The following is an 11,903-nucleotide window of genomic DNA, read 5'->3' as shown; positions in this document are numbered from 1 at the left end:
GTCTCTATTGCTCATACCAACGCCTCTAGGCCTGTTTCTGATACTGCATCTGCTGCCGTGCCTGTAAACAGTGCATCCAGTGCTTCAATCAATGCGACCGGCGCAGGCACAGCGTGTACGCCGCGGGCGGTGGTGCGGCTGCCGCGCAGAAATACCGTCATCGAGCCGCCCAGGTGTTGGTGCGGGTCGTAGTCGGGCAGGCGCGCTTTCAGCAGCCGATGGAGGGCGAGCATATAAAGAGCTGCTTGCAGGTCGTAGCGCTTTTCGAGCATGGCATCGCGCAGAGCGTCAGTGGTATAGGCGCTGTCGTCGCTACCCAGGTAGTTGGATTTCCAGTCGAGCACATAGAAGCGGCCTTCATGCTCAAAGGCGAGGTCGATAAAGCCCTTGAGCATGCCGTTGAGGGTGTCGGCATCCAGCGCGGGGCGCGATATTCCAGGCAGTAAGTGGTCACTGACCAGTTCGTCCAGCTTGCGGGTTCCTACATGGTGCGCGGTAAACCAAAACTCCAGCTCTACCTGATAGCTTTCGAGTTCGCATAGCGCCACCTGGCTGCCTTCGCTGGGCTGTGACTGTTGTTGTAGGAGTGGCAGGGGAAGCGGCGTGGCGAGCAGCTCTTCAAACCAGCCCGCCAGGGTGACGTGCCACGCCTGCCAGCCGCGCAGCTGCACGCGCCGCCGCAGCATATCTTCTCGGGCAGCGGGGTCTTCTAGCGCTTTGTTGAAGCCCAGTTGGCCCGCCCACTCCAGCAATCCATGCAGGAAGGTGCCGGGGCCTGGGCCACGTGGAAACCGGTGCAGGTGAAACGCTTCGGTGTTGATGGCGTTGTCGTGGGGCTCGTCCAGCACTTCCAGGGTGGTGGCTTCCTGGGGGGTGGTGGGTTCCGGCGCGGGCGTTGTCAGCGGGGTGGTGCTAGATCCAGAGACGGCCCCAGAAGTACGCAGCGCCGAGTAGCTGGCGATCCACCACTGTTCTCGAGCGGGGCGTAGCGGGGTGCGGGCGTGGCCCAGTGCCTGCTGCTCCGGCGCCGGGGTGAAGCGCAGCGCGGTGGGTTCCGGGGCGTCACTTAGCGCAATATCGCTGCCTTCCACCAGCTCGCCTAGCGCGTGGGTAAACGCGCCGGGGGCGATGGCCTTGCCGCCGTTGATCAAGTGGCCGATGGCGCTGTTCTCGATGCCTTTTAGCGGCGCCAGCCCCAGCCAGGTGGCGTGGCGGGCGCGGGTGAGCGCCACGTAGAGCTTGCGCAGGTCTTCGCCCAGCCGTTCACGGTCGGCGGTGGCCAGCGTTGCTTCATCGGCGCTTAGGCTGAGTTGCAGGTTGCCTTCGCTATCGTGCCAGCGCAGCGGCAGGTCGGTGTCGCTGACCGGGCGGTGGTTGGCGATAAACGGCAGGAACACCAGCGGGTACTCCAACCCCTTGGATTTGTGAATGGTCACTACCTTGACCAGATCGGCATCGCTCTCGAGGCGCAGCTTGTGGCTGTCGCCGTGGCTATCCGGGTCGGCAATGGCTTCGGCCAGAAAGCGAATCAGCGCGTGTTCGCCATCCAGTTCCTGGCTGGCGTGCTGCAGCATTTCACCCAGGTGGAGCAGGTCGGTTAGCAAACGCTCACCCTCGGCGAACTCGCCCAGTAGCCGCGCGGCGATATCAAAATCGACCATCAAACGGCGCACCAGCGGCAGCACACCTTGGCGCTGCCACAGGCGGTGGTAGTCGCTGAACTGCTCGACCCGCGCTTCCCAGGCCAGCTCGCTCTGGTTGAGGTGGTCTAACTCTTCAAGACTTAGCCCAAGTACTGATGTTGCCAGGGCGGCGCGCAGCTTGGCTTCCGCCTGGCGGGAGTTGGCCTGGGGTTCGGCGCAGGCGCGCAGCCAAATGGCTAGCTGCGGGGCAATGGGGGAACTGAACACCTTGTCGTGATCGGAAAGGTAGACGCTCTTAATGCCTCGGCTGGCCAGCGCCAGTCGAATCGCCCGGGCTTCCTGTAGGCCGTTGACCAACACTGCCATGTCCGAGGGGGCCAGCGGAGTGAGTCCGTTATCGTCACTGTCATCAGCGGCTTTCGCAAAGCCCGCTTGCTGTTGTCGGCCTGCTTCCAGAAGTGCGGCCATGTGCGAGGCGCAGCGCTCGGCCATCTCGGTTTGGTAGGCGGTTTTGGAAAGCGGCTCTTCGCTTTCAAGTGGCCACAGAGTCATAGCTGCTAGCGGTTTGCCGTTGAGTACCAGCGTCTCCTTGGTGCCTTTGGCGTTGACAGGGTTGAACGGCAGCGGGTTGTCGCCGCCATCGGCACGGAACAGAAAGGCGCCGGCATCGTGCTGGTCAGCGTAGCTGAAGCAGTGGTTGACCGCCGCTACCATGGCGCGGCTGGAACGGAAGTTGGTGCCTAGCGTGACGTGGCGGCCATCGGTGTCTTGGCGGGCCTGCAGGTAGGTGAAGATATCCGCGCCGCGAAAGGCGTAGATCGCCTGTTTGGGATCGCCAATCAGCAGGATGGCGCTGTCGCGGCGGGGCGATGCAACGTCATACACGGCGTTGAAGATGCGGTACTGGATCGGGTCGGTATCTTGAAACTCGTCAATCAGCGCCACGGGGAACTGGCGCTGGATCTGCGCGGCCAGGGCCTCTTTGTTAGGGCCTTTCAGGGCGCGATCCAGATGGGTGAGCAGGTCGTTGGGGCCCATCTCGGCGCGGCGTTCCTGTTCGCGCTCCAGCCGGGCGCGGCACCACTGCACGGCGTGAATCAGCAAGTCGTTGCGCGGCTCGGGCAGGGCATCCAGTGCTTTCGGTAGCTGTGCCAGCGCTTGCCATGCCTGCGGGCAGGGCGGTGCGCCCTCTTTCCAGATATCCGCCATGCCGTCCGGCGTCATGCGTTTCCAAGCGGCGTCGGTGAGCGCGGGGCGGTCAGCATCCGTTTCGCACCACTCGCGCAGTGCGCCTAGCCAGTTGGCGCGGCTTTTGGCGTTGAAGCTTTGGCCCTTGAAGGCTTTGCGTGTGGCGGCCTCTTCCAGGGCGGGTACCAGCTCGTCCAGCCAGGCGGCCCAGGGGGCTTTGAGCTCGCTGAGCTGGGCGGCGCGTTCGGCCTGGGTGGCGGCCAGGGTCTCTCTGGGCTCGGGCTTTTCGTCGCCCAGCGCTTCGCTTTCGGGCAATAGCCGTTGTAGCGGGGCGTGCAGGTCGTCGGGTGATTTCCAGTAGCGAGTGACAATGCCGAGGGCGTCACTGTCCAGCGGGTAGTAGAAGCTGCGCCAGTAGTCGCGCACCACTTCCTGTTCCAGTTCGCGCTGGTCGTTTTCCAGGTTGAGGGAGAACAGGCTGCCGCTGTCGAAGGCGTGTTCGCGCAGCATGCGGTAGCACCAGCTGTGGATGGTGGAAACCGCAGCTTCGTCCATCCACTCGGCAGCCAGGGCTAAGCGCCGTGAGCAGGCGGGCCAGGTGGCGGGGTCGTATTGGTCGCGGAGTTGGAGGAGTAGTGGATCTGCCCCTCCTTCTACGTCCTCAGCTCGAAATACTTCTGCTGCTTCTACCAGTCGATTGCGGATGCGTTCGCGTAGCTCTTGGGTGGCGGCGTTGGTGAAGGTGACGACGAGGATTTCCGGCGGCGTGAGCGGGCGGATAAACGCGGTGTCATCGTCAACGCTGTGACCGCCGAGCACCAAACGCACGTAAAGCAGGGCGATGGTGAAGGTTTTACCGGTGCCAGCACTGGCCTCTATCAGTCGGCTGCCGTGAAGGGGGAGGCTCAATGGATTGAGGGGGGCGGGCTGGCTCATAAGAAGATACTGTTAATTTCAGCGGAAAAATCTTGCCTAGAGATGAACAACTGACTCATGCCGCTTCCTCATTTTCAATCGGGCTCGACTGTGCCAAGGCTATTGCTTGGAAGGGTGTGGGTTCAGCCGTCGAGACATAGGTCACGATATCCACCGGTAACTGCAAGCGCTCTTCAAGGGCCATTTTAAGTTCGGCACAAGCAAGCAGCGGAATCGTTGTCTGGGAGATCAAGAGTAGATCCACATCGCCGCCTCGCTTTGCATCATCAAGACGCGAGCCAAGCACATGAACGTTGACAACTGTGCCCATGAATTCGTGCACGCCTGAAAGAATGATGGCACGCTGCGCTTGAGTAAGACGCATGAAGACAGCTCCTGCTTGTTAAAGTCTAGTCCTGACTGAATGAGCCGCGGCTACTTAATCAATAGGCAGAGCTTCAGCTAAGGCTTTCGCCTGGAGCGGGCTTGGTTCATCGGACGGATCATAGGTTACAATGTTAACCGGCAGCTTAAGATATTCTTCTAGTATGCCTTTGAGTTCGTCGCAAGAAAGCTCGGAGATCTCTGTCTTGGAGGTCAACAATAGATCTACACTGCCGCCTAGCTTGGTATCATCAAGTCGTGAACCGAAGACAAGAACTTCCACATCAGCATCAATATACTCTTCCACCCCGGAGAGAATGATTGCGCGATGTGTTTGAGTAATGCGCATGAAGTCAGCTCCTTAACTGTATGACAGCCCCGCCACCTGATAATCTTATCGCCGAGCCACTTTAGGTGCATTTTAGTTTACGCTACCGGCGGCTTCGGTTCACTCTAACGATGGGATCTCATGCTGACATCGCTGCTGGATAATGACTTCTATAAGATCACGATGCAGAACGCCGTGATCAAACGCTTTCCTTATGCCCATGCGCGCTACGCCTTTATTAATCGTGGCGAGCATGCTTTTCCTGACGGCTTCGGCGCCGAACTTCGCCGCGAAGTCGATAAGATGGCATCGCTGCGCTTGAGCGATGAGGAGAAGCGCTATCTCGAAATAACATGCCCTTATCTCGACCCTACGTATCTCGATTTCCTCGCCGGTTTTCATTACAACCCCAGCGAGGTGACTGTAGAGCAGCAGGGGAGTGATCTTTCGGTGATCATTGAAGGGCCCTGGTACCGCACCATTCTCTGGGAAGTGCCGCTGATGGCGCTGATCAGCGAGCTCTGGTATCGGCTGCGTGGCGTGACGATCGCGCCTGACGCTGATGCGATGATTGAGCAGCACGCCCAGGAGAAAATCGAACTTTACCGCCGTTTAGGGCTGAAAATTGCTGAGTTTGGCACCCGTCGGCGCTTCTCTTCTGACGTTCACGACCGGGTAGTCGGTGCGCTTAGCCACCACGGCGGTGAGGCCTTCAGCGGCACCAGCAATGTGCTGATGGCCATGCGCCACGGCGTTAAGCCGATCGGCACCCACGCCCACGAGTGGTTTATGTTCCACGGTGCCCGCTTCGGCTTCAAAATGGCCAATAGTCTGGCGCTGGAGCATTGGGTTGATGTGTACCGGGGGGATCTGGGAATCGCCTTAACGGATACCTTTACCTCGCGGGCCTTTTACGACAGCTTCGATAAGAAATTTGCCAAGCTGTTCGATGGCGTTCGCCACGACAGCGGCGATCCTATCGAGTTTGCTTCCCAGACCATCGAGCACTACGAGCGCTTGGGCATCAACCCGCTAAGCAAGACGATTATCTTCTCCGACGCGCTAACACCGGAGAAGGTCGAGCGGATACATGCCTTCTGCAAAGGTCGCATCGGCATGGCGTTTGGTATCGGCACCAACTTCACCAACGATGTAGGCGCTGAACCGATGAACATGGTGATTAAGATGGTCGAGGCGCGGCCGGAAGGGCAGGGCTGGCTGCCGGTGATCAAGCTTTCCGACGTGGCGGAAAAGAACACCGGCGACCCGGAAATGATCGCGCTGGCGAAGCGGGTATTGTCGCTGAATGGGCAGATTATTTAGCCTGTGGCTGGTTGCTTTCGCTAATCGTTTATTCCTGGTTCGGTAACGTTAAATCACCCCTTTACCGAACGGTGCAGCGGCGCGTAGAGCGCCTCGGTCAGCGTGACAAAGCTATGCCCTAGGGCGCGCTCGTTAAACAGTCGCTCAAAACTCGACCATTGGTGAGAAAGGTAGGCGCTTTGGGTGACTTCGCCGGTTTGGAATCGGCCGCCTTCGTAGGCGGTTTCGGCGGCGGCGTAGGCGTCGCTATCGGTCTCACTGTCAGGCGTGCCAAGCTTAGCCAGCCAAGCGAAAGCGGCCTGGGGGGCCAGCGGTAGCGGGGCCTGCATGCCATCGCACCAGGCGTTGAGCATGTTTTGTAGCTGGTAGTGTGCATTCTCGGCGTCTAGCGGCTCCAGCCGCACATGGCCCGCTTTTGAGAGTAGCTGGGTGGTCATTGGTCGTTCAATATTGCCCGCCAAGTGAGCGACCCAGGGGCGCAGCAGGTGCTGCCAGCGGTACTGACCACGGCCACGCCCTTGGCTGACCAGGCTACTGCTGAGCAGTAGCAAGCGGCAGCGGTTGCCCGCGTCATCCTGGCGAAGCTCTCCCAGCCAGTCTTCCAGCGTTACCTTCCCGGCAGCTGTTTCAACAACATGCACCGCCTGGGGCGCTGCGACTACCTGGGGCCACTCCTGCAGTGCTTCTTCGTAAGCGCCAAACAGCGCCTCCATCGGTTCCGCCAGCGCTTCACGCATCCGTTCACCAAAGGCGCCCACTGCCAGCACGCCCTGGCCTTTGAAGCGCTCTAGTGCTGCATGCAGCGCTTCTATTCTTGGTTGGCCGTTATCCACTGCATGGCGCTGGGCGGCGATTAACTGATCCTGTAACTGCCAGTTTTGTAGCCCGTCCAGGGTGAAGGGCTCTACATCCAGTTGAGTGAGTTCTTCCTGCTCGAAATAGACGCCCAGGCGGTTATTGAAAAACGCTTTGGCCGGTTCGCGCAGAAAGCCGCCTAGCTGGGCCAATGTTAAGGTGCTTTGTTGCTCGGTGTCCGGTTGAAGCGACGGTGGCTCGGAGCCTTGGGCGTTTTCGCTACGTGGTGCGTGCAGGGCGTGCCATTCATGTGCATAGGTAAACAGCCGCGCCTGGGCGGGGGAGTCGCTGGCTTGGGAAGAGAAGTAGCGGCGGCTAAAAGGCTGCAGCGGGTGCTCGGTGGTTAACGCTTCCAGCAGCGCCTCGCCATTTTGCGTGTGCCAGCCCGCTTCCAGGTGATCGCGTAGTTGGCCGACCAGCACCGAGGGCGGCATGGGGTTGTTGTCGATCTGACTGCGGCCGACCCAACTGACATAAAGCTGCTGGCGGGCGGAGAGCAGCGCTTCCAGAAACAGGTAGCGGTCGTCTTCGCGCCGTGAGCGGTCGCCGGGGCGGTAGTCGCTGCCCATCAAGTCAAAGTCCAGCGGCGGCTGGGAACGGGGGTACTCACCGTCGTTCATGCCCAATAAACACACACGCTTAAACGGAATGGCGCGCATGGGCATTAGCGTGGCGAAGTTGACCGCTCCCGCCAGGAAGCGCTGGGAAAGGCTGTGCTCGTCGATTTGCCCTAGCCAGTGTTCGCGCACCATGGAGAGCGGCAGGGGATCAAAAAGCTCGGCTTCTTCGGTGCTGTCCAACAGCTGCTGTAGTGCGGTTTCGAGCTTGGTGAGCATCACGCTTTCTTGAGCGTCGTCGGTCAGGAAGTAGGTTTCCAGCAGTTCACGCAGCCGGGCCACCCAGCTGGCGGCGTCGGTGGGCTGGCAGAAGGTTTTCCAGGTGCTTTCCAGTTTTTCCAGCAGATTTGCCAGCGGGCCTGCCAAAGAGGCTTCCAGCCCGCCGATATCATCGAATGGCTCGATGCCTTGCCACGCCTCGGCACTTCCCACCGTATACCCCAGTAGCAACCGGCGCAGGCCAAAGGCCCAGGTGTTCTGGGTTAGCCCTTCGGGTAGATCCAGCCGGGTGCGCTGTTCGGCATTGAGCCCCCAGCGGATACCTGCACCCTCAATCCAGCGGCTGAGCGTAGGCAGGTCGTGTTCATCGATGCCAAAGCGTGTGCGCAGGGCGGGGACTTCCAGCAAATCGAGCAGATCGCTCACCGAAAGGCGCAATTCCGGCAGGCGCAACAATTTCTCCAGCGCGATCATCATCGGCAGGCGGTGGCGGCTGGCTTGATCCGAAAGGGTGTAGGGGATGTAGCGCGGGTCGTCGGGTCTAGCGTTCGCGTTGTAGCTACCGAAGGCGGAGCGGTACTGGCCGAATACGGCTTCAATATGGGGCGCGTAGCGGTCGATATCCGGCACCATGACGATGATATCCCGCGGGCGCAGATCCGGGTCGGCGCTGAAGGCCGCCAGCAGCTGATCGTGAAGTATCTCCACTTCCCGCTGGGGGCCGTGGGCAATATGAAACACGATGGAGTCGTCGCTGACCGGGTCTAGCGCGGGCCAGTGGGTTTGGGTCTCTGCTACCGGGCGCAGCTCGCGGATATCGTCTTGGAGTTGGCTGAGTAGGCAGTTGCGCTCTTCGCCGCTAAAGGGCTCGAACATATCGATTCGTAGCGCCTGCTGCTCAAATAGGGTTTGGTAGTTGCCCGCGTCGTCGTGTTCGTCGAGCAGGCGCAGGTAGTCGCGGCCTTGCTTGCCCCAGGCGGCCAGCAGCGGTTGGGCGTGTAGGTGCAGGGCATCGCTGGCGTCACCGGTGCCCAGCACGTCCAAAGCGTCGGGCATGCCAGCCTTGCGCTGCTGGCGGTAGCGGCTGGCGCGCAGCAGGTCTTTGTGCTCAATGATATCCGCCCAGTAGTACTGGCAGGGGTTGTGCACGCAGAGCACGATCTGGCAGCAGCGCGACAGCGCCGCCAGGGCTTCTAACGTCTGTTGCGGCAGCGATGAGATGCCGAAAATAATCAGTCGCCGGGGCAGGCCGGGTGGGCACGCTTGGCCTTCAAGCTGAACGGCGGCTTCCAGAAAGCGGCTGTGCACCTGGGCGCGGCTGCTGTTAAGGCCTGCATCGCCAAGATTATTAGCCACATCATCGCGCAGTGCGCGCCACAGCTCTGGCTGCCACAGCTGGTGTTCTTCCAGCGGGCGGGCTTCGCCACGGGCGGTGATCAACACATCGTTGCCCTTGGCCCAGGCGTCCAGCCAGTCGGCGCGATACACCTGGTACTGATCGAACAGATCCGCCAGACGCTCGGCCAGCTGGTAGTGCTTGCGCTGGTCGCGATCCACTTCTAAAAAGCGTGCTAGCGGCGCGAAGGCTTCCTGCTCGGCAAGGCTGGGCAACAGGCGCAGAAGGCGCCATATCAACCGCGACTTATCGAACGGCGAGGTTTCAGGCACCGCGTGGTCGTCATTGGTTAGCTGCGTTAGCACCGTTCGGTAGGCCTGCCATAGAAAGCGCGCGGGCAGGGTGACGTTCAATGCCGCGGCTATGCCCGCACCGCCTTGGGCCGGGTCTTCTGCTAGCGCTAGCTTTAGCCACTGCCCGATGCCGTTGCTCTGCACCAGAATGGTCTCGTTCTCCAGCGGCGAGAGCGGATGTCGGCGCATCCACTCCACCGCCAAACCGCGCAAATCTTCCAGGCGATTGGCATGCACCACCATAAAGCCCGGCGTTAGCGGCGTTTGCGTGAGCAGAGAGTTTGCAGACATGCACGATTCCTTAATGGATGGTCCCTCACGGCGGTGGCGGGGCGACTAAGTGTATGGTGCCATAAGTTTAGTTCTGAAGCTTGAAACCCTAGCGTCCTGTTTGAGAGCTGCTATGATGAATATGTGATGCATATAAGTTGTATATTGGTTGTATAGGCGTAGCAGGAGGTTGCCGATGGCAATGGGCAATGTAAAAGAATCACTTAATGAGCCTTCCGGGTATCTTGTGCCTGATTCGTTCGAGCGGTTTTTGGCTGACTTGAAGGGCGTTGCTCGAGAAGAGCGTCACCCATTGATTAACCCGAAGTTGTTTGCCAGTGCATTGAGCATCGATATTCAAACGCTTGCTAGTCAAGCGCATGTTCATCGTACGACAATCTCACGTGCCCAGGGGGCAGAAAAACTCCAACGTTATCTTCGTGATGCACTTCGTGTGCTCGGTGCAGCGGCGGATATTAATGGTGACTTTCATGACGCTCTGTTTTGGTTTCGCAACGAGCCGCTTAGCGCATTTGACTATAAAACACCCGAGCAACTCGTGAGTGAAGGGCGCTCAAATGACCTTCTGCGCTATGTTCAGTCGCTGCAAGCAGGAATGGTGGGATGATGTTTTGCCACCTCTTCTCTTGCGCGAACGCCGTGGCATCGCCAAGCTATGCGGATACCGTGAACAACGCTAAGAGAGATTTCTAATGTCTGATTCATCGCAAAACTCCCGCCGCCACTCTTCCCAAGTGGTCGATGGCCCAGGCAAAGCCGCCAGCCGCGCTATGCTGCGCGCCGTGGGCTTTAACGACGAAGATTTCAAAAAGCCTCAGGTGGGTATTGCCTCTACCTGGAGCATGGTGACGCCCTGCAATAGTCATATTAATGAACTGGCCGAGTTTGCCCGCGATGGCGCCGATGCGGGCGGTGGTAAGGGTGTGATTTTCAATACCATCACCATTTCTGATGGTATTGCCAACGGCACCGAAGGTATGAAGTACTCGTTGGTGTCGCGGGAGGTGATCGCCGATTCCATCGAAACCGTTGCTGGCTGCGAAGGCTTTGATGGTCTAGTCGCCATTGGCGGGTGCGATAAGAACATGCCGGGCTGCCTGATGGGGTTGGCGCGTTTAAACCGCCCCAGTGTGTTTGTTTACGGCGGCACCATTATGCCTGGCAAAGGCCATACCGATATCGTTTCGGTCTTCGAGGCCATGGGTGCCCACTCCCGCGGCGATATGGATCTTATCGAGCTTAAGAACATCGAAGAAACGGCGATCCCTGGCCCTGGCTCCTGTGGCGGCATGTACACCGCCAACACCATGGCGTCGGCCATTGAAGCTTTGGGCATGAGCCTGCCGGGCAGTTCGGCGCAGAACGCTATCTCTCAGGAGAAACGCGACGACTGCAAAGCGGCTGGCGAAGCGGTACTGGCGCTGTTAGCCGACGATATCAAACCCTCCGATATTATGACCCGCGAGGCGTTTGAGAACGCGATTACCGTGGTGATTGCCCTGGGCGGCTCCACCAACGCGGTACTGCACCTTATCGGCATGGCGCGCACCATAGGCGTTGAGCTTACCCTTGCTGACTTTACCGAAATTGGTAAGCGTGTGCCGGTGCTGGCAGACCTTCGCCCTAGCGGCCATTACATGATGAGCGAGCTGGTGGCGATCGGCGGTATTCAGCCGCTGATGAAGATGCTATTGGATGCTGGCCTACTCAATGGCAACTGCTTGACCGTCACCGGCAAAACGTTGGAAGAGAACCTTGCTGAGGTTGAGCCTTATCCCGCTGAACCACCAATTATTGCTCCGCTCGGTAATCCGATTAAAGCGGAAAGCCATCTGCGCATGCTTTACGGTAACCTGGCACCAGAAGGGGCGGTTGCAAAGATTACTGGTAAGGAGGGCACTCGCTTCTCTGGTTCAGCGCGGGTATTTGGCTCGGAAGAAGAGGCACAGGCGCGCATTAATGATGGCACCGTCGTTGCCGGCGATGTGGTGGTGATTCGCTATGAAGGGCCGAAAGGTGGCCCCGGTATGCGCGAAATGCTGACCCCGACCTCGGCGATTATGGGCCGCGGTTTGGGTAACGACGTGGCGCTGATTACCGATGGGCGTTTCTCTGGCGGCAGTCACGGTTTTGTGGTCGGCCATGTGTCGCCGGAAGCCTTCGACGGCGGCCCGCTGGCGCTGGTGGAGGATGGCGATACCATCACCATTGACGCCGAAGCAGATACCATCGACGTGGATCTCTCTGATGAAGAGCTGATGCGCCGTCGCGCTGCCTGGCAGCAGCCAGAGCCCCGCTATACGCGTGGTGTGCTGGCTAAGTATGCGCGTTTGGTCAGTTCGGCCAGCACCGGGGCGGTGACCGACCAGGAGTAATCCGCGTTGCCGTTATGAGCGTATCCTCATGAACGCGCTGTCATAAAGAATTAAAGCGCAAGGCTTACTATAAGAG

The 11,903-nt window shown here is 59.5% G+C and carries 7 protein-coding genes; 3 read left to right on the top strand and 4 right to left on the bottom strand.

The window, feature by feature from the left end:
• Positions 1-11 precede the first annotated feature (11 nt).
• Genes recB through U738_RS19210 form a run of 3 tightly spaced genes read right to left on the bottom strand, consistent with a single transcriptional unit; the run spans position 12 to position 4,479 of the window.
• The gene (gene recB / locus U738_RS19220; RefSeq protein ID WP_035584249.1) at positions 12-3,767 is read right to left on the bottom strand and encodes an exodeoxyribonuclease V subunit beta; all 3,756 of its coding nucleotides are present in this window, start codon (positions 3,765-3,767) and stop codon (positions 12-14) included.
• 55 nt (positions 3,768-3,822) lie between these two features.
• Entirely contained in the window at positions 3,823-4,131 is a 309-nt protein-coding gene (locus tag U738_RS19215) for a nucleotidyltransferase family protein (RefSeq protein ID WP_035584246.1), read from the bottom strand.
• Positions 4,132-4,185: 54 nt separating this feature from the next.
• Positions 4,186-4,479 (bottom strand): nucleotidyltransferase domain-containing protein, encoded by a 294-nt coding sequence (locus U738_RS19210; protein ID WP_035584243.1) that lies wholly within the window; start codon positions 4,477-4,479, stop codon positions 4,186-4,188.
• A 120-nt stretch (positions 4,480-4,599) separates the two neighbouring features.
• On the opposite strand from U738_RS19210, the gene pncB reads away from it, so the two are divergent.
• Positions 4,600-5,781, top strand: coding sequence for a nicotinate phosphoribosyltransferase (pncB, locus tag U738_RS19205; protein ID WP_035584240.1), 1,182 nt, complete (start codon positions 4,600-4,602; stop codon positions 5,779-5,781).
• A 53-nt stretch (positions 5,782-5,834) separates the two neighbouring features.
• Here pncB and recC read toward each other — a convergent pair whose 3' ends face one another.
• Positions 5,835-9,452 (bottom strand): exodeoxyribonuclease V subunit gamma, encoded by a 3,618-nt coding sequence (gene recC / locus U738_RS19200; protein WP_035584238.1) that lies wholly within the window; start codon positions 9,450-9,452, stop codon positions 5,835-5,837.
• A 175-nt stretch (positions 9,453-9,627) separates the two neighbouring features.
• Here recC and U738_RS19195 point away from each other — a divergent pair, with 175 nt between their 5' ends.
• Entirely contained in the window at positions 9,628-10,059 is a 432-nt protein-coding gene (locus U738_RS19195) for a hypothetical protein (protein ID WP_035584235.1), read from the top strand.
• Positions 10,060-10,144: 85 nt separating this feature from the next.
• Positions 10,145-11,827, top strand: coding sequence for a dihydroxy-acid dehydratase (ilvD, locus tag U738_RS19190; RefSeq protein WP_035584233.1), 1,683 nt, complete (start codon positions 10,145-10,147; stop codon positions 11,825-11,827).
• Positions 11,828-11,903: the final 76 nt, after the last annotated feature.

It is taken from the genome of Halomonas sp. TG39a (assembly GCF_000744395.1).
GTDB lineage: Bacteria > Pseudomonadota > Gammaproteobacteria > Pseudomonadales > Halomonadaceae > Vreelandella > Vreelandella ventosae_B.
This window is presented reverse-complemented; position numbering and strand designations above follow the sequence as displayed.